The 22,612-nt window shown below is 66.0% G+C and carries 19 protein-coding genes; 17 read left to right on the top strand and 2 right to left on the bottom strand.

The features are described from left to right. The first annotated feature begins 62 nt into the window (after positions 1–62). The 10 genes from VFA60_07985 to VFA60_07940 all read left to right on the top strand — a co-directional run bounded on the left by VFA60_07985 (position 63) and on the right by VFA60_07940 (position 10,590). Positions 63–1,526 (top strand): tetratricopeptide repeat protein, encoded by a 1,464-nt coding sequence (locus tag VFA60_07985; GenBank protein HZQ91714.1) that lies wholly within the window; start codon positions 63–65, stop codon positions 1,524–1,526. A 40-nt stretch (positions 1,527–1,566) separates the two neighbouring features. Continuing rightward, positions 1,567–2,544: a hypothetical protein gene (locus VFA60_07980; protein ID HZQ91713.1), complete on the top strand. Its 978-nt coding sequence runs from the start codon at positions 1,567–1,569 to the stop codon at positions 2,542–2,544. Between the two features lie 48 nt (positions 2,545–2,592). Next, positions 2,593–3,453 carry a ribonuclease III gene (gene rnc, locus VFA60_07975; GenBank protein HZQ91712.1) on the top strand — a complete coding sequence of 287 codons (861 nt, stop codon included), beginning with the start codon at positions 2,593–2,595 and terminating at the stop codon, positions 3,451–3,453. A 35-nt stretch (positions 3,454–3,488) separates the two neighbouring features. Continuing rightward, positions 3,489–4,337 (top strand): signal peptidase I, encoded by an 849-nt coding sequence (lepB, locus tag VFA60_07970; GenBank protein HZQ91711.1) that lies wholly within the window; start codon positions 3,489–3,491, stop codon positions 4,335–4,337. A gap of 23 nt (positions 4,338–4,360) precedes the next feature. Beyond that, complete coding sequence (gene lepB, locus VFA60_07965; protein HZQ91710.1) at positions 4,361–5,122, top strand: signal peptidase I; 762 nt, start codon at positions 4,361–4,363, stop codon at positions 5,120–5,122. 24 nt (positions 5,123–5,146) lie between these two features. Then, positions 5,147–5,929, top strand: coding sequence for a signal peptidase I (gene lepB, locus VFA60_07960; GenBank protein HZQ91709.1), 783 nt, complete (start codon positions 5,147–5,149; stop codon positions 5,927–5,929). Positions 5,930–5,981: 52 nt separating this feature from the next. Continuing rightward, entirely contained in the window at positions 5,982–8,543 is a 2,562-nt protein-coding gene (locus tag VFA60_07955; protein HZQ91708.1) for an AsmA family protein, read from the top strand. Between the two features lie 5 nt (positions 8,544–8,548). Further along, positions 8,549–9,148 (top strand): hypothetical protein, encoded by a 600-nt coding sequence (locus tag VFA60_07950; GenBank protein ID HZQ91707.1) that lies wholly within the window; start codon positions 8,549–8,551, stop codon positions 9,146–9,148. 108 nt (positions 9,149–9,256) lie between these two features. Next, the gene (locus VFA60_07945) at positions 9,257–10,096 is read left to right on the top strand and encodes an acyltransferase (GenBank protein HZQ91706.1); all 840 of its coding nucleotides are present in this window, start codon (positions 9,257–9,259) and stop codon (positions 10,094–10,096) included. Further along, on the top strand, positions 10,093–10,590 hold the full coding sequence (locus VFA60_07940; GenBank protein ID HZQ91705.1) for a DinB family protein: 498 nt from the start codon (positions 10,093–10,095) through the stop codon (positions 10,588–10,590). Before VFA60_07945 ends, VFA60_07940 begins: the two co-directional genes overlap by 4 nt. 143 nt (positions 10,591–10,733) lie before the next feature. On the opposite strand, the gene VFA60_07935 is transcribed toward VFA60_07940, so the two are convergent. Next, complete coding sequence (locus VFA60_07935) at positions 10,734–14,249, bottom strand: TonB-dependent receptor (protein ID HZQ91704.1); 3,516 nt, start codon at positions 14,247–14,249, stop codon at positions 10,734–10,736. Positions 14,250–14,631: 382 nt separating this feature from the next. Here VFA60_07935 and VFA60_07930 point away from each other — a divergent pair, with 382 nt between their 5' ends. The 7 genes from VFA60_07930 (at position 14,632) to VFA60_07900 (ending at position 21,465) form a co-directional block, all read left to right on the top strand. Then, the gene (locus VFA60_07930; GenBank protein HZQ91703.1) at positions 14,632–15,426 is read left to right on the top strand and encodes a site-2 protease family protein; all 795 of its coding nucleotides are present in this window, start codon (positions 14,632–14,634) and stop codon (positions 15,424–15,426) included. Next, positions 15,426–16,484 (top strand): tryptophan--tRNA ligase, encoded by a 1,059-nt coding sequence (trpS, locus tag VFA60_07925; GenBank protein ID HZQ91702.1) that lies wholly within the window; start codon positions 15,426–15,428, stop codon positions 16,482–16,484. The genes VFA60_07930 and trpS overlap by 1 nt, the downstream gene beginning before the upstream one ends. Positions 16,485–16,586: 102 nt before the next feature. Continuing rightward, positions 16,587–17,420 (top strand): segregation/condensation protein A, encoded by an 834-nt coding sequence (locus VFA60_07920; protein ID HZQ91701.1) that lies wholly within the window; start codon positions 16,587–16,589, stop codon positions 17,418–17,420. A 132-nt stretch (positions 17,421–17,552) separates the two neighbouring features. Beyond that, positions 17,553–18,251 (top strand): SMC-Scp complex subunit ScpB, encoded by a 699-nt coding sequence (gene scpB, locus VFA60_07915; GenBank protein ID HZQ91700.1) that lies wholly within the window; start codon positions 17,553–17,555, stop codon positions 18,249–18,251. An 85-nt stretch (positions 18,252–18,336) separates the two neighbouring features. Next, positions 18,337–19,122 carry a pseudouridine synthase gene (locus VFA60_07910; GenBank protein HZQ91699.1) on the top strand — a complete coding sequence of 262 codons (786 nt, stop codon included), beginning with the start codon at positions 18,337–18,339 and terminating at the stop codon, positions 19,120–19,122. Between the two features lie 194 nt (positions 19,123–19,316). Beyond that, entirely contained in the window at positions 19,317–20,441 is a 1,125-nt protein-coding gene (gene hisC, locus VFA60_07905; GenBank protein ID HZQ91698.1) for a histidinol-phosphate transaminase, read from the top strand. Positions 20,442–20,547: 106 nt separating this feature from the next. Then, entirely contained in the window at positions 20,548–21,465 is a 918-nt protein-coding gene (locus VFA60_07900) for a hypothetical protein (GenBank protein ID HZQ91697.1), read from the top strand. A gap of 3 nt (positions 21,466–21,468) precedes the next feature. Here VFA60_07900 and VFA60_07895 read toward each other — a convergent pair whose 3' ends face one another. After that, positions 21,469–22,497 (bottom strand): ROK family protein, encoded by a 1,029-nt coding sequence (locus VFA60_07895; protein HZQ91696.1) that lies wholly within the window; start codon positions 22,495–22,497, stop codon positions 21,469–21,471. Between the last annotated feature and the right edge of the window lie 115 nt (positions 22,498–22,612).

The following is a 22,612-nucleotide window of genomic DNA, read 5'->3' as shown; positions in this document are numbered from 1 at the left end:
GTTCCAGGAGGCTTGGGCTGCGCTTTCTTTTCCGAATCCTGTCAGCCGCATTGGTGTGCGGTTTGGCGGCGCAGGCCGCGGCGCAGACCACGCCCAAAGTTTCGCTCGATTCCAGCGAAACGCTGTTCAGCATGATGGCCGCGCTCAACGCCTGCGGCTACGACGCCGAGATCGGCGCTTCAGAGCCGGTGCGCTCGCAGGTGCGGGCCGAAATTGGCAAGGCGCTGGCCACGTCGCAGGAAGCGATGGCGGCACGCAACCGCGTGTGCGCGTTCTACCGCGACCACCAGCAGCCGGATGCGTCGCGCGACCTGGCGCAGTACTTGTCGCTGGCGCTCGGGCTGGGCGACCCGCCTGACTTCCCGCTGACGGCGCGCGAAGCCGACCTGCCGCCGGACGCGGCCTACGTGGTGGGCGTGGTGACGCCGCTGGCGCAGTTCTACCGCGCGGCGGGGTTGCAGAAGATATGGGCGGAGCACCGCTATCAGTACGAGTCGCTGGTCGAGCGCTTCCACGATCCGGTGGCGGGCATGATCGCGAACACGGACCTGTATCTGCGGCTGCCGGTGAGCGGCTATGTGGGCCGGCGGTTCGTCATCTATCTGGAGCCGATGGCGGCGCCGGGGCAGGTGAACGCGCGCAATTACCTGGCGGACTACTACATGGTGATTTCGCCGTCGGGCAATTCGCTGAAGCTCGACGCAATCCGCCACACGTATCTGCATTACGTGCTCGATCCGCTGGTGCTGAAGCGGCAGGGGCAACTGAAGCGGCTGGAGCCGCTGCTGGAGACGCTGAAGTCGGCCCCGATTGACGAGAGCTACAAGCAGGACGTGGGACTGCTGGTGGTCGAGTCGCTGATTCGCGCGCTGGAAGCGCGCACCATGCCCGGAGGCAAGAAGAAGGAGGCGGAAGAAGCGCGCGAAAACGCGGCTGACGCCGCCACGGCAGAGGGATTTATCCTGACGCACTACTTCTACAATGCGCTGGAGACGTTCGAGCAGGGGCCGGCGGGCATGCAGGACGCGCTCTATGACATGCTGCACGACATGGACGTGGAGGGGGAGAAGAAGCGCGCCCGTGAAGTACACTTCGCGGAGCGCGCGCGTCCTGAGGTGGTGCAGGCGGCATCGAAGAAGAAGGAAGCGGAGCTGCTGGACCTGGCGGAGCAGCGCCTGTCGGAGAAAGACGCCGACGCGGCGCACCGGCTGGCGCAACTGGCGCTGGAGCAGCGCAAGGAAGATCCGGCGCGCGCCATGTTCGTGCTGGCGCGGGCGGCGAGCATGCAGGGCGACGTGCAGGGCGCGCAGACATATTTCGAACGGACGCTGGAGCTGGCGCGCGAGCCGCGCATCCTGGCGTGGTCGCATATCTATCTGGCGCGCATTCTGGACCTGAAGGAGCAGCGCGAGTCGGCGGTGGTGCATTATCGCGCGGCGCTGGCGGCGGGCGACGTCTCGCCCGACACGCGGGCGGCGGCCGAACGCGGCATCGCGCAGCCCTACGAGCCGGTGCGCCGGCCGTGAACGAAATTCCGACATGCACGAGTTCGACGAAGGAGAGCCAATGAAACGAGGAGCAATCACAGTGACGCTGGTCATGGCACTGGCGGCCGCAATGGCCCTTCCGGCAGCCGCCCAGCAGCAGGGCCTGGCCGGCAAGCCCGGCAATGTGCAGCAGCAGCAGGACCGCGCCCGCGAACAGAGCATGACGCAGGGTCAGATCAAGTCTGACAATCAGCAGGCGGCGCCGCCTTCGAACCAGCCGCAGGCGAAGACGAAGGAGGAGTTCGACGCTTTCCAGGCCGCGGCGCAGAACCCCGACATGGCCGCGGCGGAGAAGGCGGCGAACGAGTTCGCCGAGAAGTTTCCGCAGAGCGAGCTGAAGGCGCGCCTCTTCCAGGTGATGATGCACCGCTACCAGGCGGCCAACAACGCCGAGAAGACGGTGGAGATGGGACACAAGGTGATTGCGCTGCAGCCCGATAATCCTGTGGCGCTGGTGCTGGTGGCGACGGTGCTGGCCGAGCGCACGCGCGACACCGATCTCGACAAAGACGAGCGCCTGGGCGAAGTGGACAAGAACGCCAAAGCCGCGCTGGCCAACGTGGACAAGATCAACCTGGGCGGCACGCCGACGCCGGAGCAGGCGGCCGCGGCCAAGGCGACGGTGCAGTCGCTGGCATACGGCGCGATGGGCACGGCCGACATGGTGAACCAGAACTACACGTCGGCGGAGACGAACCTCAAGAAGGCGGTCAACACGCCGGGCGTGCAGCCTGATCCGCTGACGCTGTTCCGGCTGTCGCTGGCGCTGGATCATCAGAAGAAGTATGCGGAAGCGCTGCAGGTGATCAACCGCGCGGTGCCCGACGCGCAGGAGCCGGTGGCCACGCTGGTGAAGCAGGAGCGCGACCGGCTGGTGAAGCTCACCACGCCGGCCGCGCCGGCGGCGGGTCCGGCCGCGGGAACGCCCCCCGCCGCGGGTGCGGCTGCACCGGCGGCGCCGGCGCAGCCGAACACTCCGCCGCCACCGCCGAAATAGAGCCGTACTGAGCAGGGAGTACCGAGAGCAAACCAGGGCAGCACCCGCATGGCGAAAGAGCCGAAGGCGCGCACGCTATCGAGCCTGGAAAAGTGCATGGGGCACCGCTTCCGCAATCGCGAGTTGCTGGAGCAGGCGGTGACCCACACCTCGCACGCGCACGAGGCGCAGGCGCGGCTGGGGGAAAACGGCGGCGCGGCCGCGAGACACAACGAGCAGCTGGAGTTCCTGGGCGACGCGGTGCTGGGCCTGATCACCAGCGAAGAACTTTTCCGCCGCTATCCATCCTTCCACGAAGGCCAGCTCTCCAAACTGCGCGCTCACCTGGTGAGCGAGAAACACCTGATCGAGGCAGCGGAGGAGATCAAGCTGGGCGAGTACCTGCGGCTGGGACGCGGCGAAGAGAAGAGCGGCGGACGGCGCAAGCCTGCCCTGCTGGTGGACGCGCTGGAAGCCGTGCTGGGCGCCATGTACGTGGATGCCGGCTTCGAAGCGGCGCGGGCGTTCGTGCTGAGCCGGATCGTGGAGCCGGAGCTGGCGCGGCTGGACGAGAGCGGCGGCGGCGTGATGCCGGTGACCGACTACAAGTCGGCGCTGCAGGAGATGGTGCACGCGCTGGGGCGTCCGCAGCCGGATTACGTCCTCACCAAGGAAGAGGGACCGGAGCATCGCAAGATGTTTACGGTGGAGGCGCGCATCCACGGCGCCGCGGGCACGCGGTCCAAGCCGGAGTACGCCAGCCGGGGTGAAGGCTCCACCAAGAAGAAAGCGGAGCAGGAGGCGGCGCGGCTCGCGCTGGCTTACCTGGAGTCGCTGGATCCGGGGCTGGAAGGCGGAGACCCCGAAGCGAAGCAGCCGGGAGCAAACCGATCCGGCCGCGCCGGCGTGCGGACGGGCGCCAGCCAATGAATTTCGAACCGCAAAGCGCCGCCGAAACCGCCCGAATGCTGGAGCCGCCCGAAGTAAGCAACCCGCTCGCGGCCGCGGCGAACGGCGAGGCGAGCGCGGAGGCGCCAGCGGGGGCCGGAGCGGGACCCTGCGAGGCGCCGGTCGCGCCGAGGAGCAAGCGGATCGATGCGGCCGGTCCGCTGGGCGTGGTTCAGTCGCTGGCCGGGACAGTGGTGATCGCGGTGTTCGTGATCACCTTCCTGATGCAGGCGTTCCAGATCCCCTCGTACTCGATGGAGAACACGCTGCTGGTGGGCGACTACCTGCTGGTGGACAAGGTCCACTTCGCCTCGGGCGGCGTGTGGGGGCGGGTGCTTCCCTACACCACGATCCATCGCGGCGACATCGTGGTGTTCCGCTACCCGGTGCATCCGGAGCAGCACTTTGTGAAGCGCGTGGTGGGCGTGCCCGGCGACCGCGTGCGGCTGGTGAACAAGCAGGTGTTCGTGAACGGCGTTCCGGTGGAGGAGCCGTACGTTGTCCATCGCGCGGCGGACCTGGACCTGTACCGCGACGAGTTTCCGCAGCCGAACCTGGTCTCGCCCAACCTGGAGGCGCACTGGTGGCTGGAGATGCGGCGCCTGGTGCACGGCGGCGAGCTGCAGGTGCCGGAAGGCCGCTACTTCGTGCTCGGCGACAACCGCGACGTGAGCCTCGACAGCCGCTACTGGGGCTTCGTTCCGCGGGAAAACATCATTGGGCGGCCGCTGGTGATTTATCTCTCGCTGCGCAGCCTGACCGAGCCGGAGCCCCCGGCGCCGGGTGATAAACTGGCACGTTTCGGCGTGCTCGGCCAGCTGGCCAGCCTGCCGCGGTGGCAGCGCACGTTCCTCGTCGTAAAGTAGCGCTCCCTCCAACCTGACAAAGCTTGGCAAAGAAAAACAAAGAGAAACCAGCCCGTCCGAAGGAGAGCTTCGCCGAGTCGGTGGCCTCGATGGCGGTGACGGCGGTGATGGCGCTGTTCATCCTGACCTTCACCGGGCAAACCTTCGCGATTCCCTCCGGCTCAATGGAGAACACGCTGCTGATCGGCGACCACCTGGTGGTGGACCGGAGCGTGTTCGATCCGGTCGGGTCGCGCATGCCGCTGGTGCCGCATCGCGACGTGCGGCGCGGCGACATCATCGTCTTCCTCAAGCCCGGCGAACCGGACCTGCGGCTGGTGAAGCGCGTGATCGGCGTTGGGGGCGACCGGATACGGCTGCGCGACGGGATTGCGTACGTGAACGGCGAAGCGCAGAACGAGCCGTACGTGATCCGCAGCCTGGGGGACGCGAACGCGTTTCGCGACAACTTCCCTTCCGTACGTCCGCTGGAGACCGACCCGGTGACGGCGGCATGGCGGGCGGCGCTGCCGGGATGGATCCGCAACGGTGAGCTGGTGGTGCCCGAGGGCATGTACTTCGCCATGGGCGACAACCGCGACGTGAGCCTCGACAGCCGCTACTGGGGCTTTGTGCCGCGCGAGAACATCCTGGGAACACCGCTGTTCATCTACTGGTCGTTCGACTCCCCGGGCGACGAATATCTGAAGACCGGAATCGGCGAGCGGCTGGGCTCGATGGCGCGCACGGCGCTGCACTTCTTCGATCAGACGCGCTGGCGCCGCACCCTGCGCCGCGTGCAATAACGGCCCGGACCACGACCCACAACCTTGGCGAGACGCGAGACGAAACCGGGGACGGCAAAGCAGCCGGCAAAGGCCGAGCACAAAGAGACGTGGCTGGAGTTCATCGCCTCGATGGCGGTGGTGCTGGCCACCGGCCTGTTCATCATCACCTTCAACATCCAGGCGTTCGAGATTCCGTCGAGCTCGATGGAGAACACGCTGCTGATCGGCGACCACGTATTCGTGGACCGCATTTCGTACGCGCCGCCGACGCGCTGGATGCCGCTCACTCCCTACACCACGCCCAAGCGGCGCGAGATCGTGGTGTTCCTCTCGCCGGCGCAGCCCGGGCTGTACGTGGTGAAGCGCGTGATCGGCATTCCGGGCGACCGCATACGGCTGCGCGACGGCGTGCTGTACCTGAACGGCGTGCGCCAAGATGAGCCGTACGTGATCCACTCGCGCCACGATTACATCCCATATCGCGACAACTTCCCCGCGGCGCCTCCGCCGGACTTCAACAGCATCACGCCGGAGTGGCACGTGAGAATGCGCGATTACATCGAGAACGGCGAACTGGTGGTGCCGCCCGATTCGTATTTCGGAATGGGCGACAACCGCGACGTGAGCTACGACAGCCGCTTCTGGGGATTCATTCCGCGGGAAAACATCATCGGGCGGCCGACATTCATCTATTGGTCGTTCGAGACGCCGCCCGACCAGTACGAGAAGCGCGGCATGGCGGAGCGGATCGGGTTCATCTTCAAAGTGGTGATCCACTTTTTCGACCAGACGCGCTGGCGGAGAATGTTTCACCTGGTCCACTAGAAGAGGTCCACTAGAAGAGGTCCGCTGGACGACTGTCCGATGAGCGAGGGTGATGGCACGGAGCGCTAAATTCCGCTTCCTGGTCGCACTGGCGCTGGTGCTGGCGCTGGCGGCCGTGGCGCCGCCTTCGGTCAACGTGAACCGCTTCAAGAAAGGCGTGGTGAGCGCGATCAGCGGCGCGCTTGGACGTCCGGTGACGGTGGACTCCGTGAGGCTGCAGCTGGTGCCGCAGCCCGGCTTTACCCTGCAGAACTTCGTGGTGGAAGACGATCCCAGCTTCAGCGCCGAGCCGCTGCTGCGCGCCGGCGAAGTCACGGCCGTGCTGCGGCTGAGTTCGCTGTGGCGCGGGCGGCTGGAAATCGCGCGGCTGGGCCTGAAAGAGCCGAGCCTGAACCTGGTGCGGCGTCCCGACGGGCAGTGGAACCTGGAACCGGTGCTGGCGCGCACGCGGCAGACGGCGTCGGCGCCGACGGGCAAGAGCAGTCCCGAGGCGCGTCCGCGATTTCCTTACGTCGAGGCCGATTCGGGGCGCATCAACCTGAAGCTCGGCCAGGAGAAGAAGGTGTGGGCGCTGACCGACGCCGACTTCGCGCTGTGGCTCGCGTCGGAAGACGAGTGGCGGGCACGGCTGGAGGCGCGTCCGGTGCGCAGCGACGCCAACCTGGGCAATGTGGGCGTGGTGCGCGCCGAGGGCAGCTTCCGGCGCGGGACGCGTCCGAATGAGACCTCGCTGCGAATCAATGCGCGGCTGAGCAACGCGCAACTCGGGCAGCTCTCGACGTTCATCTTCGGGCGCGACCGCGGCTGGCGCGGCGAAGGCTCGGCGACGGTGGCGCTCACCGGGACACCGGCGAGGGTGGCCGTGACGGCCGAGGCGAAGGTGGACGGATTCCATCGGTACGACATCACCTCGCCGGAGTCGTTCGCATTGGCGGCGGCTTGCAGCGCCACCCTGCTGGTGAGCGGCCAGCAGGTGCAGGACCTGCATTGCGAGCTGCCCGCGCGGGATGGCGCGGTGACGCTGCGCGGCAGCGCAGCCGGATTGCCCGGCAACCGGAGCTATGAGCTCGGACTCGCGCTGCGCGACGTGCCGGCGTCGTACTTGACCGCGCTGGCGCGGCAGATGAAGCGCGACCTGCCGGACGACCTGACGGGCGACGGCCGGGTAAATGCCGCGTTCGTGGCGCGCTCGCGCCAAGGCGGCCGGACCGAGTGGCAGGGCGGCGGCAGCGCGGAGGCGGTCCTGCTGCGTTCGCGCGAGCTGGAGACGCCACTGGAGCTGGGCAGGGTCGAGTTCGCGGTGGAGACGCCGGCGCAACCGGCGGCCGCCACACACGCGCGCGGCCGGCGACCGCCCAGGAGCCATGATCCGGCGGAAGCGGCGCGCCTGCGGGTCCTGCCCTTCCCGCTGGCGCTTGGCGGCGGGCAGCCGGCGCGGGCGCAGGCCTGGTTTTCCGCGAAAGAGTACGCCTTCCAACTCGACGGTCCGGCGCAACTGCCGCGATTGCTGGCGGCGGCGCGCGTGTTCGGCATTCCGGCAACCAAGGCGGTGCTGAGCGGCAGCGCGCGCGTGCAACTGGCGGGCGCGGGCACGTGGGCCGGCTTCGGCGCGCCGGTGGTCACGGGAACGGCGGACCTGCGCGGCGTTGGCGCGGAAATTCCCGGCGTGCAGGGCGGCGTGCGGATGGCGAGCGCGTCGGCGCGGCTCAGCGAAGGTTCGTTTGCGCTGGAGAACTTTCAGGCGTCGCTGGCAGACGGGGCGATCGCGCTGAGCGGCTGGTTGCGCCGGCCGCGGGGCTGCAGCGGCGAGAGCACGATCGAGTTCGGCATTGCCGGGGACCGCGTGAGCGCCGCCGACTTGAACCGCGTGCTGAATCCGCGAGCGCAGCAGCAGCCCTGGTATCGGCGGCTGGCGGGCGGCCCCACGCCGGCGGGAAGTTTTGAGCGCTTGCGGGCGCGCGGCACGATTGCGGTGGCCCACCTGGTGATGAAAGATGCGATCGCGCAGAATTTTTCGGCGCAGGCTGAGATGGGCGACGGCACGCTGACGCTCAGCGACATCTCGGCGACGATGTTTGGCGGCACGCTGCACGGGGAATTGCGCGCCGAATTCGCGGGCGCGGCGCCGGCGTACGCGCTTTCCGGGTCGCTGCAGCGCGCATCCATGGCGCAGGTGTCGCAGGCGATGCGGGACAACTGGGCGACGGGCACGGCGGGCGCCACGTTCAAGCTGGCGGCTTCCGGATGGTCGGCGGGTGAGTTGGCGTCTTCGGTTTCAGGCTCGGCGGACTTCGAGTGGCGCGATGGCATGCTGAAGCACGTGGTCCTGGCTCCGCACGGGCACGAACGCAAGCCGTCGGCAGCCGGCGCGCCGGTCCGCATCCACCTTTTCCGGGGACGCGCGCTGCTGCGCGACGGCGTCCTGACGCTGCAACAGACCAAAATGGAAACGGCCGGCGGATCGTACGTCGTAAGTGGGACGGCGTCGCCAGGGCGTCAACTAGCGCTCACCTTGCTGAGCGGCGCGCAGTCGTTTACCGTGGAAGGAACGCTGGATTCACCGCGGGTGCAGGCACGGCTGGCTGCCGCGGGTCACAACCGCGTTCCTGAATGATGCCGATGAAAATCTCCCGATGGGTGGCGCTGCTGCTCACACTGGTGGCTGTGGCCTTTGCCGCGGCGCAGAAGAAAGCCGCTTCGGGTCCCACGCCTTCTGGATCGCTGGCCGAGTCGGCGACGAGCAAGCTCGATTACATTGATCGCAACGGCCGGCAGCCGAAGCCGAATCCGAAGCCGACGGACCTGACCGAGCAGGAGATCAACGCTTATTTCGACGCAGGCAAGGCGCCGCTGCCGCGCGGCGTGCGCAACCTCCACCTGACCGGCGATGGCGGCACGGTGACGGGCACGGCGCGCGTGGACTTCGACGAACTCAAGGAGGGGCGGACGTCGGGAAATCCGCTGCTGGCCATCTTCAGCGGCGTGCACAACGTGCGCGTCTCGGCGCTGGCGAGCGGGGCCAATCGTCGCGGCAGCGTGCACGTGCAGTCGGTGGAGATTGACGGGGTGCAGATACCGCGCATGGCGCTGGAATACTTCGCCGGCCACTATTTGAAGCCGAAGTATCCGAACGTGGGCCTGGACTCGACGTTCGTCATGCCGGCGCGCATCGATACGGCCGTGGTGGGCCGGCACGTTCTGACGATAGTGCAGAAATAGTTGCCAGTTGCCAGTTTTGCCTCATCGTACTTGTGGCGACAACCGGCAACTGACAACTGTCCTCGTGTTACCCTCGAAATTCACTCAAGTCGCACCATAGAGGCTGCCATGCCGCGTTACGAATATCGCGACCTGCATCCCACGCCGGAGGCGGAGAAGCTTTTTCTGGCGTGGATCGAGCAGCTGGAGCGCGATTTCCAGGACCGCGATCCGGAGCACCGGAGCGCAGTGGTGCGCGGCGCGCTGCACGAGCTGTACCTGGGGCGGCCCTGGCAGGCGCCCGATCCCGAGCGCGACGGCATGGCGCGGGCGGCGCTGGTGCACAGCTTCGATCCCCGCAACGCGACGCTGGAGCCGGAGTCGTACGGCGACGTGGATGTGGCCAAGTACAGCGAGCGAAAGCCGCTCATCTGGTTCTGGATGATGTACGACCGCTCGCCGGCGGGGCTGAACCACTGGCTGGGCCATCGCGTGCGCGCCATGCTGGCGCGGCACGTGTTCAAACATTGCGGGAAGAACGTGAAAATTTTCCACGGGGTGGAGGTTTCCTACGGCTACAACCTGACGGTGGAAGACAACTGCACCATCCACAAGTACGTTCTTCTCGACGACCGCGGCGAAATCATCATCCACGAGGGCAGCTCGATTTCCGACTACGCCAACGTGTACTCGCACGCGCACGACCTGAACGACGGCATGATCGTGAGCAACCAGAAAACCGAGATCGGCCCGCGGGCGCGCATCACCTACCATGCCACGGTGCTGAGCGGCGTGAAGGTAGGCGAGCACGGGATGGTGGGATCGATGGGGGTGGCGTCGAAGGACGTGCCGCCGTATCACATCGTGGGCGGGATTCCGGCGAAGACTTTGAAGGTGAAGTCGATCGCGCCGGAAGAAGTGCAGCGCGCTTTCAGTGAAAAATCAGCGGAGAAGAAGGAGCCGCGATGACGGCGGGCCCGAGCTTCGAAGAGCTGATGCGATACACCGGGCAGGAGGCGGAACGCTGGCGTGCGTTCTTTGAACAACAGCCGGCAGCGCTGGATGCTCCGCTCGACATTGCCGGGCAGAAGACCGCGCGCGGATTGCTCATGCACATCTTTGCCGTGGAGCAGCGGCACTCGGAGCGTCTGCTGGGCGAACCGGTGACGCCGCCTGAGCAGTTTGTGAGCAAGCAGTCGTTGGATGAAATCTACGGCGTGGCGCGGGCCGGGCGCGGCAAGCTGACGCAGTTCCTGAGCACTGCGACGGAAAACGACATGCGGCAGGTGCTGACGTTCGTGACGATCACTGCGGGAGAGGTCACGACCAGCAAACGCAAGCTGGCGGTGCACATTCTGCTGCATGGCATCCGGCACTACGCGCAGCTGGCCACGGCGGTGCGGCAGGGCGGGTATCCGCAGCCGTGGATGCACGACATCATGTTCTCCGATGCGATGGAATGATGTGGGCGGCCAAGGCACGGCCGAGGCCGGCTGGGGCTGCAAAGAAAAGGCCCCGGAGAAGTCTCCGGGGCCACCTGGAGAAGCAGGGGGTTTGATCCAGGCGAAATCAAAAGGGGAGGAGCAGAAGCTCCTCCCCGAATTGCTTAGAACCCAAAGTGCACTGACAGCACCAAGCTGCGGCGATTGGACGTGTTGAAGGCAGTGTTGCCAAAGCTGCCCTGAGCAGCGCCCGCGCCCGGGTTGATGTTTCGGCTGTTGATGTTCAAGCCCGGCGAACCGAAGAACATGCGGTTCGCAACGTTGAAGCCATCAATCCGGAGGTCCAGATTCATGCCTTCGCGGATCTTGAATCCCTTGGCCACTGACAGGTCCAGTTGGTTACGGCTCTGGGCCCGGTAGACGTCGCGACTGACCGAGCAGGCGAACGGATTGCCGCCGCACAGCGCGTTGTCTGCGAACGTGTTGTTGACGATGAAGCGCACGTCGTTGGGTGTCACCAACGGGCAGGCGGCCGTGCCAACGGCAGCGGCGCTGACGCAGGTGCTGTTGTTCACCAACTGGGTTGCGGTCAGGTAACGGCCCGCCGCATCAAACGGAGCCTTGGGGTTGCTGAGGATGGGCCGGCAGGAGTCCTGACCAATAAACGCGGTGTTCCACGAGGTGTCGCACGCCGGGTTGGTGGTGTTCTGGAACGGCGTCAGCGGGGCGCCCGTTTGGTAGCGGTACGTGCCTCCCCACGTCCAGCCGCCCACGATCTTCCCGAGCACGCCGTGCTGGCTCTTCATCCAGGGGAAGTCGTAGTACCAGAACGTGTTGAACACATGCGGGAACGACTGCGCCGACACCCCGCGCTCGCCGACGTTGGGGTCGAAGGGGTTCTGCGGGGCCGGGTTGGCGATGCCGCCGCCGGTGGCCGCGAAGATCTCGCTGACGTTGTCGATCGCCTTGCTCCACGTGTAGGCGAAGTTAGCCGTGAAGTTGTGGAAGTTGCGGATCCGCAGCTCGTTCTGCAATCCGTGGTAGATGGACCACGCTCCGTTGTTGCGCGTGCGGACGTTGGTGAAGTTGCAATCCAGGCGTCCCACCGCGCCAGAGCCGACTCCGGCCGCGCCTGCCGGACAGGGGGTAACGCCCGGGGGCAGCAGGTTGGCCGGAATGCCGGAGATGTTCGGGTTGCCGTTGATGGTGGAGAAATTACCGATGGCGTGGTTGCCGGCGTAGCGCGACTCGACGGCGATCTTGCTGTTGAGCTCGCGCTGAATGCCGAACGACCACTGCTCGGTGTACGGGTTGTGGAAGTTGGGGCTCACACGCGTCTGGTTGCGGCTTCCGGGATTGGCGCCGCGCGGAATCAACGACAGGTAAGCCGCCGCCACCGACGCGCCGGTCCCGGCCGCGGTGACGCCGACGTTGTTGACCGAGCCCAGGTTCACCACCGGCGCCGCCGTCTGAACGTTCAGGAAAATGTTGTAGAACGCCGGCTCATAGGCGATGCGGTAGCCGCCGCGAATGACGGTCTTGTCTTTGCCGAACAGACGCTCGGCGATGCGCGGCGTCCAGGCAAAGCCGAAGTTCGGACCGTAGTTGTTGAGGTCTTCGGGGATCTCGGGCAGCGTGGTAACGGAAGTCGGCGCGCTCGACGACCAGAAGCCGTTGGCCACGTTGCGCAGGGTGATGTCGCGCAGCAGATTGACCGCCTGCTGGTTCCACTCCCAGCGCAAGCCGAGGTTGAGGGTAAGGTTGTCCTTGATGCGCCAGTCATCCTGCACGTACCAGGAGACGTCCTGTTCCTTGTACTCCGCGCTGAAGTTTCCATCGGCCAGGGTCAGGGTGGAGCAGGTCGCACCTGCCGCGCATCCAGCCGCGCCGCGAATGAAGTTGCTGAACGCGCTCACCGCGCCGGTGGAGAAGAACGTGAACGTGCCGTTCACGTTCGGCAGGAACTGGTTCGGAGAGCGCTGACGGGCATACTCGCCGCCGAACTTGACGGTGTGCCGGCCGCGGCTCCAGGCGTTGTTGCCCTGGTACTGGGTGACGTTGATCAGCCGGCCCTGCGGCAGGTTGTTGGCCAGGCCGAGGGTGGTGTAGCTGTTGGTCGCGTCGCTGAAGGCGATGCTCGGCGGACAGACGCTGAAGTTGCTGCGGTCGCAGTTCGGACGCGCCTGCCCGGCCTCAAAGCCGAATCCGGCGCGTGAGTAGCTGAAACGCAGCTGCTGCACCAGGTGCGAAGTCCAGGTGCGCGTGTAATCGAGGCCAATCTGCTGGTCTTTGGCAGGAATGGCAACGAAGGCGCCGCTGGAGATGGTCCCGGCGCCAAACGCCGTCAGCGTCTTCTGGAAGATGTAACGGGCGAAAAACTTGTCCTTGGAGGACATCTGCCAGTCGCCGCGGCCGGTAATCTGCCGGTCGTCCTGGTTGTTGCCGATGGAGCGCGTAATGAACGCGAACGGGACGTTGACGGTGGTGGTGGTGCCGGAAACAGGGATCGTCTGCACCGCGCCCGCCTGCGCTGGATTGCCGGCGGTGATGGCATAGGGTCCCTGCGCCTTCAGCCAGGCGACGGCCGCATTGCCCGGAAACGCCGAGTCGAGAATGCCGATGCCGGCCGGCGTGGGCGTGAGGCTCGATGAGGTACCGGTCGCCGAGCCGCGCTGCGGGTCTTGCTGGTAGCTGGCGAAGAACCAGGCCTTGTCCTTGACGATAGGACCGCCGATGGTTCCGCCCCAGCGGTTTTCAACGAAGCGCGGAACTGTGGGGCGCGTGCAACCATTGGCCACGGGATCCACGCGGCCGTTGACGCAGAACCCCTGCACCGGGTTCTTTTCCTGGTTGGCGTGCGAGTAGCTCCAGCTTCCGGTGTAGTAGTTGAACGCCGAACCGTGGAATGAGTTAGTGCCGCTCTTGGTGATGTAGTTCACCACCGTGCCGGAGTTGCGGCCGTACTCCACGCTGAAGTTGTTGTTGATGATCTGCACCTCGCCAATCACATCGGGATTGTTAAGGAACAGCGACGGACCGGCGACGGAATTGTCGTTGTTGCTCTGGCCGTCGATCTGGAAGTTATTAGAGCGGCCGCGCAACCCGTTGTTGGCGATGGACGCGCCGTTGGTGTTGCTGAAGTTCGCGGAGCCGTTGTTGGCCACGCCGGGGACGAACAGCGCCAGGAAGTCGAAGCCGGTCCCGCCCAACGGTACCGAGCCCACCGTGCGGGTGGTAAACGTGCTGCCAACCTGCGAGGTCTGCGCGTCAACCAGTGGCGCGGAGGCTTCCACGGTCACGATCTCGGTGGCGCCGCCGACGCGCATCACCTGCGTGCCGAGGTTCGTGTTCCTGCCCACGACCACGGCCAGGTTCTTCACTTCCAGCTTGGAGAAGCTGGGCGCGGTGATGGTGACGTCGTAGGTGCCGGGCGCCAGGTTCTTCACCATGAAGAAGCCCTGGGCGTCGGTCTGGGTGTTGGACTCGATGTTGGTGCCCACGTTCACCACGCGAACGTTGGCGCCGACGATGACTGCCTGTTGCGCGTCCTGCACGGTTCCCGACATGGTGCCGGTCACGATGCCCTGGCCAAACGCCGGCAGCGCGCTGAGCGCTACGACGATTGCCAGGACCGCAAAAGGCAGTAGTCTTGTGGTTCCTCTTTTGCTGCCAAGCAGCATATTCCCTCCTGTGATTTGCACGGCTGTCGTGCGAGAAAGGCGGAAAAACCTACGGCCCGCCGACGCATGGCGGGGCTCGCCGATGAACGACCGAACGAGCGGCGAACGGCCCCGGAAAAATCGTATGCGCAAGCTGTTTCTACCTTGACCTGTTGAAGATTTTCGGAAACTAGATGTCGCCATTCTGGTTCCAACGGCGACATTTTGGGCTGAATGGCCGCAAATCTGTTACCAACCGCACCTAGGGGATAAACATCCTTTGGATTCAGGTTCTTACCTTAAGCGTCAAACTGCGCCAATATGTTTTTTGGAATACGGGGCGTTTTCGTTTGTGAAACTCTGTAGTTGCAGGCCCTTTCTGGCGGGTTTGGGATGGCACTTTTTGGCCACGTTGAGGTGCGCCGCCGGCCGCCAGCACGGACATCGGCCCGGCCCGCTGCCGGAAGGGGAAGGCTGGGCGCGGAAGCCGCATGGTATCCTCAAATTTTTGGTGCGCATGAGCAGCGAAATCGTCTTCGCCATCTTTCAGATCATCGCGTTTCTGTTCGCGATCAGCGTGCACGAGTCGGCGCACGCGTGGATGGCGTCGCGCTGCGGCGATCCCACGGCGCGCATGCTGGGGCGCGTCACGCTGAATCCCATCAAGCACATTGATCCGTTCGGCACGGTCATCCTGCCGCTCATCGCGCTGCTCACGCACTTTCCGGTGATCGGATGGGCGAAGCCCACGCCGGTGAACCCGCGCAATTTCCGCAATCCCATGCGGGACGACATCCTGACCAGCGTCGCCGGGCCGGTCAGCAACCTGGTGGTGGCGACCGGCGCGGTAGTGCTGCTGGCGGTGATTTCCCTCGCCAGCGGGCAGGGGAAGCTGATCGTTTCCGGCATCGCGCAGGGCGCGCTGATCGACACCGGGTCGGCGCTGGTGCCGCTCTGCGTGCTGCTCTACGAAGCGATGATCATCAACGTGCTGCTGGCGGTGTTCAACCTGATCCCGATTCCGCCGCTGGATGGCAGTCACGTGCTGCGGCACTTCCTGCCGGCGAGCGCGATGCACGCCTACCAGATGTTCGGCACGGTGGCGTTCATCCTGCTGTTCCTGGTGGGCGGGCGCTTTCTCGGCCTCCTGATGATGCCCTTCGTGAACTTCTTCAACTCCCTGCTGCTGAGAATGTGATGGCCAACAACCAGAAACCTGGCCGAAAACCAAGAGTGCTGAGCGGAATGCGTCCCACGGGCAAGCTGCACCTGGGGCATTACGTGGGTGCGCTGCAAAACTGGGTGCGGCTGCAGGACAACTACGAGTGCTTCTTCTTCGTCGCCGACTGGCACGCGCTCACCACCGATTACGCCGACCCCTCGCGCATCAAGGAGTATTCGATCGAGATCGTGCTCGACTGGCTGTCGGTTGGGCTCGACCCGGAGCGCAGCACCATCTTTATCCAGTCGCACGTGCCGCAGCACGCCGAACTGCACCTGCTGTTCAGCATGATCACGCCGCTGGGGTGGCTGGAGCGCGTTCCGTCCTACAAAGAACAGAAAGAGCAGCTCAAGGAGCGTGACCTGAATACGTATGGGTTCCTCGGGTATCCGCTGCTGCAGGCGGCCGACATTCTGGTGTACCAGGCCGACTTCGTGCCGGTCGGGCAGGACCAGGTGGCGCACGTGGAGTTGACGCGCGAGGTGGCGCGGCGCTTCAACATGTTCTACGCCGGCAAGCGCGGCGAGGTCTTCCCCGAGCCGCAGCCGCTGCTCACGCCGACGGCCAAGCTGCCCGGGACCGACGGGCGGAAGATGTCGAAGTCGTACGGGAACTTCATCCTGCTCTCCGAGCCGGAGGAATCGGTCCGCGCGAAGCTGAAGACCATGGTCACCGATCCGGCGCGCGTGCGGCGAACCGACCCGGGCAATCCCGATGTGTGCCCCGTTGGCGATCTGCACAAAATCTTCAGCGATCGCGAAACCAACGCCAAAGTGGACGCAGGCTGCCGGTCAGCGGGCATCGGGTGCATCGAGTGCAAGGGCTGGGCGGCCGATTCGCTGGTGAGCGTGCTGAAGCCGATCCAGGAGCGGCGGCGAAAATACGAGCAGAATCCGAAGCTGGCATGGGATATTCTGGAAGCGGGTTCGGCGAAGGCGCGCAAGGCCGCCGAAGCGGCGATGAAGGAAGCGCGCGACGCGATGCGCATGTCGCGCGAGTACGAGCCGCCTTCGCGCGGCGCCACCTCGGAATAAGTTTCGCTTTTCAGTTCTCAGTTCTCGGTTCTCAGCCAGACCGAAACGTGAACCCACGCGAGCCCCAAACTGAGGACTGAGGACCGGGAACTGAGAACCGCATTGCCAGGTCCGCAACAACCCGCGCAACCCGCCGCCGCGCCGGCGGCCGCGCAGCCCCCGCGCGAAGAATTTCCCTTCGCGGTCACGGTGGGCGCCGTCTATGACGGGCCGCTCGACCTGCTGCTGGACCTGATCCGGCGGCAGGACATTGACATCTACGACATCCCAATCGCGCAGATCACGGCGCAGTACCTGGCGTACGTGGAGCGCATGAAGCAGCTCGACGTGGACGTGGCGGCCGAGTTCATCTACATGGCGTCGGTGCTCATCCACATCAAGTCAAAGATGCTGCTGCCGCGCGATCCGGAGGCGCCGGCGGAGGAGGAAGATCCGAGAAACGAGCTGGTGAACCGCCTGCTGGAGCACGAAAAGTTCAAGAACGCGGCGCAGATGTTGCTGCAGAAGCAGCAGATTGAAGACGCGGTGTGGTCGAATCCGGCGCTGAAGGACTTCAAGGACGCCGAGGGCGCCGAGCCCGAGCTGGTCACCGACGTGGTGGACCTGGTGAAGACGTTTCGGGCGATCCTGGAGCGGGCGAAGTCGCGTCCCGTGCTGAACGTGGACGAAGACAGCGCCAGCGTGAGCCAGATGATTGACTACGTGCGGCGGCGGCTGCTGCTGGAGGACCGCCCGGTGCGGCTGAAGTGGCTGCTGCGCACCGTCCACTCGACCGGCGCGCTGATTTGTTTGTTCCTGGCGCTGTTGGAGCTGGTTCGCTTGCAGGCGATCCAGGTGCGTCAGGAAAAGATCTTCGGCGACATTATTATTAAGAAGCACCTGGCGTTCGATACGGCTTTCGCCGAGGGCGGGCCGTTGAAAGATGATTGGCGCTAGTGAATGCTTGGTGGTGCGGCGCCTGGCGATTGGCGCTTGGCACTTGGCCGTCGAGGGCCGTGCCGCCCAGGGGCCCAATGCCAGGTGCCCAGCGCCACGTGCCCAGACAACGAGGCAGTGCAGATACCCTCAATGAGTTTGAAATCCAAAATCGAAGCCATCATCTACGCCGCTGAAGATCCGGTGACGGTGGAGCAGATTGCCGGGGTGATCGCCGAGGGCGAGCCGCCGGCGGGTGAAGACCGCAAGGCGGCGCTCGCCGCGCTCAAGCAGCAGGTGCGCGAGGCGATTACCGAGCTGGCGGCGGAGTACGACCTGGCCGAGCGCGGTATGGAGATTCGCGCGGTGGCCGGCGGGTATCGCATGGCGACACGGCCGGAGCACCACGACGCGGTGCGCGCCTTCGCCAAGAGCCTGAAGCCGCCGGTAAGGCTGTCATTGCAGGCGCTGGAGACGCTCGCGGTCATCGCTTACAAGCAACCGGTCACGGTGCCGGAGATCAGCGAGATTCGCGGCGTGGACGCCAGCGGCGTGATCGGCACGCTGCTGGATCGCAAGCTGATCACCACGGCGGGACGCAAGGCGGTGATCGGGCGTCCGATTCTGTACAAGACGTCGAAAGAATTTCTGCTGCGCTTCGGGTTGAGCGACCTTGGCGAGCTGCCCAGCATGGAAGAATTCGAGAAGCTCGCGGCGGGCAGCGAGCAGGCCGACCTGTTCCCCACGGCCAATGCGGCGGAGGCCGACGCGACCGGCGTGCCGGATGCGCCCGCCGAGGAAGCCGAACCCGCGGCGCAAGACGACACCGCGGACGAGGTCAGGACCGAGTAGAGTTGCCGGTTTCAGTTGGCAGTTACCGGAAAAATCCGTCTTGGCAGTGCGCGATTGGCAACCGGCAAGGGCAACTTGCCTTCCCATGCCTACCGAACGACTCCAAAAGATCATTGCCGCCGCCGGCATTGCTTCGCGCCGCAAGGCGGAAGGGCTGATCACAGCCGGTCTGGTGTCGGTGAACGGGCAGGTGGTGACTGGGCTGGGCACGAAGGCTGATCCGGAGCGCGACCACATCCGCGTGAATGGGCGGCTGCTGCGCGGGCCTGAGCGGCGCGTGCACCTGATGCTGAACAAGCCGCGCGGGTTTGTGAGCACGGTGTCCGATCCCGAGCGCCGCGCCACGGTGCTCGACCTGGTGCGCGGCGTGCCCGGACGGCTGTATCCGGTGGGACGGCTGGACTACAACAGCGAGGGCCTGCTGCTGCTCACCAACGACGGCGAACTCTCCCAGCGGCTGATGCACGCTTCGTCGAATTTTCCCAAGACCTACGTGGTGAAGGTGAGCGGCAGGCCGGAGGCCGAAGCGATTGAGCGGCTGCGGCGCGGCGTGGTGATTGGCGGGACGGGCGGTGGGATGGGCGCGCGCGCGCGCGCGGCAATGCGTCCGGTGAAGACGGCGCCGGCAAAAATCACGCTGCTGCGCGACGCGGAGAACCCGTGGTACGAGGTCACGCTGGTCGAGGGGCGCAACCGGCAACTGCGCCGCATGTTCGAGAAGATCGGCCACCACGTCGAGAAAATCCGGCGCGTGCGCTACGGCCCGCTGGAGTTGGATGTGCCTCCGGGCCAGTTCCGGCATCTGACGGATGCGGAGGTGCGGCAGTTGCGGCGGTGGACGGAACGGGGAGGAGCAGGCTTCCCGCGTTAGCGCCGCAAAAAGCGCGGCGCGAACGTTGGGGCGCCCTCGATGTCTTCGTCCGGCGTACATGATTGGTTAGCCCGCGCGCGGGAATCTTCCGCCGGCGCTGTTGCGTAATCCTCTATGCTGGGCAGGCTGCGGCCCACGCAGCACGGGAAACGAGAAACGGGAAACTCGCTTTTCGTTGCCCCGCACAGGATGAAATGAGCCGATTCGATGAGCTGGTGCCGGAGCATGTCCGCGCGCTGAGCGCCTACGTGCCGGGCAAGCCGGTGCGCGCGGCGGAGCGCGAAAGCGGCGTCCGCTGCGTGAAGCTGGCGTCGAACGAGAACCCCTTCGGGCCGTCGCCGCTGGCGGTGGAAGCCATGGCGCGCGCCGCGGCCGGATCCAACTTCTATCCCGACAACGACAACCTGGAATTGCGGCTGCGGCTGGCGCAGCGCGCCGGGCTGGCGCCGGAAAACGTGCTGGTCACGCCGGGCTCGACGGGATTTCTCGACATCATCGCGCGGACGCTGCTGCGGCCCGGGCTGAAGGCGGTGACCAGCGAGCGCACGTTCATCGTGTACGCGATGGTGGTGCGCGCGGCGGGCGGCACGCTGGTGCAGGCGCCGATGCGCGGGCACGGGTTCGACCTGGACGCGATCGCGCGCTCCATCGACAGCCACACGCGGGTGGTCTTCCTGGCGAATCCCAACAATCCGACCGGGACGATGTTCGATGCCGCGGCGATGGATGCGTTCCTGGAGCGCGTGCCCGCGCACGTGCTGGTGGTGCTCGACGAGGCGTACAGCGATTTTGCCGACGACTACGCGGCGCGGCATCGTAGGCGCTGGAGCAGGTCGCTCGAGTACGTGCGCGAGGGCCGGCAGATAGTGGTGTTGCGCACGTTCTCGAAGGCGCATGGCCTGGCGGGCGCGCGGGTGGGCTACGGATACGCGCCCGAGCAGGTCGTGCAGCACTTCGCGCGGGTGCGGCCGGCGTTTGCCGTCTCGAACGTGTCGGAGGCCGCGGCGGTGGCGGCCCTGGAAGACGCCGAGCACGTTCGCCGCGCGGTGGAGAACAACGTGGCAGGCGTTGCATGGCTCGAGCCGCGGCTTCGCGAACTGGGACTGCAACCGGCGCCGACCTCGGCCAACTTCATCTACTTCGAAGTGCCTGGACCCGGCGCCGCAATGGCCAAGCGTATCCAGGAGGCGGGCGTGATCGTGCGTCCGCTGACGGCCTGGGGCGCGCCCAACGCGCTGCGTGTCACCGTAGGGACGCCGGAGCAGAACCAGCAGTTCCTCGCCGCGCTGAAGAAGGCGCTGGAGCGGGTGCCGGCGTAGCCAAGCGCCAGTTGCCGGTTGCCAGTTGCCGGTCTGCAGAAACGTCCCCAGAAAAAGCTGCTCACCTGGTTTGGCAGGCTTCGTCTATCGGGCAGGAAGGTGGCCCATGATGACGAAACATCCAAAGGCATGGATATTGCTGGCCGGCTCGCTGCTGTTGAGCGCGGCGGCGGCCGCCGCCGCGGCGACGCAGGCGACGGCGGCGACGCCGGAGAACGCTGTACGGACCGATCCCGGGCAATGCGACATGGTGCAGTACGGGCGCAGGCGGCCGACCTATTACGCCGAGGAGCAGCGCACGCTGTCGGCAGCCGCAATCAGCAAGCTCTCGGTGCGTCCGCCGAAAAATGGCGGGGTGAGAGTGGAGGGCTGGGACCGCAAGGAGATTTCCGTCACCGCGTGCAAGGCGGTTCCGGCGGATGACGAGGCCGCGGCCAAGCGCCGGCTCGACAGCATCCGCATGAAGATTGACGGCGGAAACGTGACGGCCGAAGGGCCGGGCGAGGACGAGTGGTCGGTGCACTTCCTGGTGCGCGTGCCGGCGAACATCAACCTGGAGGTGAACACCCACAACGGGCCGATTGATTTGCGCGACGTGAGCGGAACGATCGTGGCGCGGACGACGAACGGGCCGATCGGGCTGAAGCGCTGCACCGGTTCGATTGACGCCGAGGCGCAGAACGGGCCGATCGCGCTCAACGACTCGAGCGGCAAGGTGAAGATCGCGGCGTACAACGGGCCACTCGACGTGCGGTTGCGCGATCAGCAATGGAAGGGCGAGGGCCTGGACGCGAGCACGCACAACGGTCCGCTGGAGCTGTCGCTTCCTTCCGGCTACAGCTCGGGCGTGGAGGTCGTTTCCGACGGGCACAGCCCGTTCCGCTGTGAGCCGTGCACGGCGGCAAATCGCACCTGGGACAACGACGGCACGCGACGCGCGCGGCTGGGCGCGCCGGGAGCGCCGGTGGTGGTGCGCATCAGCACGGTGAACGGGCCGGTGGCGATTCGCGGCAGTATGCAGTAGCTCCTAGGCCCGCCGAACCTGGCGGGCGACGTGGTGCTGGGTCTCTTCCCGGAGCATGGGCAGCCGCGCCGCGCCGTACAGGCCGGCGTCGCTGCCCATGAGTGCGCGCGTGATGATGGTCGTGCCGGGCTCGATGCGTCCGGTTTGCTCGGGCGCGGTGGCGCGATAGACGAACGAGCGCTTCTTCACTTCCTCGAACATGGCGGGCGCGAACGCTTCCCAGGCGCTGGCCACCCCGCCGCCAATCACGTAAATGGGCAGGTTGAGGGCGTTGACCAGGTCGGCGACGACCATGCCGAGCGCCCAGCCCACGCGCCGATAGATCTGCCGCGCGGAGGCGTCGCCCTGCAACGCCATCTGGTAAACCACCTTCGAGCTGAACTCGGGATTGTCGCCGATGGCGCGCGCGAGCGCGGGCGCGTTGCCGGTGGCGCCGGCCTCGCGCGCCATGCGCACGATGGCGGTGGCGGAGGCGAACTGCTCGAGGCATCCGCGGCTGGTGCAGCCGCAGATGTGGCCTTCGGGGTCGACGTTAATGTGGCCGATCTCGCCGGCCATTCCTGTCATGCCGTGCCAGATGCGGCCGTCGAAGACCAGCCCGCCGCCAACGCCGGTGCCGAGCGTGAGCATGCACATGTCGTCGAAGTCGCGCGCCGCGCCGATCCATTTTTCGCCGAGCGCGGCGGCGTTGGCGTCGTTTTCCAGGACGACGGGCACGCCCAGGCGGCGCTCGATTTCGTCGCGCACCGGATAGTCGTCCCAGCCGGGCAGGTTGGGTGACTCGTGCAGGAAGCCGGTGTGGATGTCGATGATGCCGGGCAATCCGACGCCGATGCCGAGGAGCGTGGCGCCGCGCTGGAACTTGGCGGCGAGCGCCTGGATGTCGGTGGTCATTTCGTCGAGCACGCGCTCACGGCCGCGCGAGACCTGCGTGCCGGTGGTGACCTTTTCCAGCAGCGTGCCCGTCTCATCGACGGCGGCGATGCGCATGTTGGTGCCGCCAAGATCGACACCGATGGCGAAAGCCGGCATAAACCACGATTGTAGTGCATGGGAGCGCAGGAAGAGGTTTCGAGGTTTCGAGGTTTCGAGGTTTCATGGTTCGGCCATGCGCAATCAGCAGTTCGCGCGCGTCGAAACTTCGAAA

It is taken from the genome of Terriglobales bacterium, assembly GCA_035651995.1.
Classification (GTDB): Bacteria; Acidobacteriota; Terriglobia; order Terriglobales; family Acidobacteriaceae; genus DASRER01.
Note: the sequence above shows the minus strand (reverse complement) of the source record. Positions and strands in the feature narration are given on the sequence as shown.

Coding starts and splice junctions, on each gene's coding strand:
- VFA60_07980 (HZQ91713.1), top strand. CDS start 1,567: ATGAAACGAGGAGCAATCACAGTGACGCTGGTCATGGCACTGGCGGCC.
- rnc (HZQ91712.1), top strand. CDS start 2,593: ATGGCGAAAGAGCCGAAGGCGCGCACGCTATCGAGCCTGGAAAAGTGC.
- lepB (HZQ91711.1), top strand. CDS start 3,489: ATGCTGGAGCCGCCCGAAGTAAGCAACCCGCTCGCGGCCGCGGCGAAC.
- VFA60_07955 (HZQ91708.1), top strand. CDS start 5,982: ATGGCACGGAGCGCTAAATTCCGCTTCCTGGTCGCACTGGCGCTGGTG.
- VFA60_07950 (HZQ91707.1), top strand. CDS start 8,549: ATGAAAATCTCCCGATGGGTGGCGCTGCTGCTCACACTGGTGGCTGTG.
- VFA60_07945 (HZQ91706.1), top strand. CDS start 9,257: ATGCCGCGTTACGAATATCGCGACCTGCATCCCACGCCGGAGGCGGAG.
- VFA60_07940 (HZQ91705.1), top strand. CDS start 10,093: ATGACGGCGGGCCCGAGCTTCGAAGAGCTGATGCGATACACCGGGCAG.
- VFA60_07935 (HZQ91704.1), bottom strand. CDS start 14,249: ATGCTGCTTGGCAGCAAAAGAGGAACCACAAGACTACTGCCTTTTGCG.
- trpS (HZQ91702.1), top strand. CDS start 15,426: ATGGCCAACAACCAGAAACCTGGCCGAAAACCAAGAGTGCTGAGCGGA.
- scpB (HZQ91700.1), top strand. CDS start 17,553: ATGAGTTTGAAATCCAAAATCGAAGCCATCATCTACGCCGCTGAAGAT.
- VFA60_07910 (HZQ91699.1), top strand. CDS start 18,337: ATGCCTACCGAACGACTCCAAAAGATCATTGCCGCCGCCGGCATTGCT.
- hisC (HZQ91698.1), top strand. CDS start 19,317: ATGAGCCGATTCGATGAGCTGGTGCCGGAGCATGTCCGCGCGCTGAGC.
- VFA60_07900 (HZQ91697.1), top strand. CDS start 20,548: ATGATGACGAAACATCCAAAGGCATGGATATTGCTGGCCGGCTCGCTG.
- VFA60_07895 (HZQ91696.1), bottom strand. CDS start 22,497: ATGCCGGCTTTCGCCATCGGTGTCGATCTTGGCGGCACCAACATGCGC.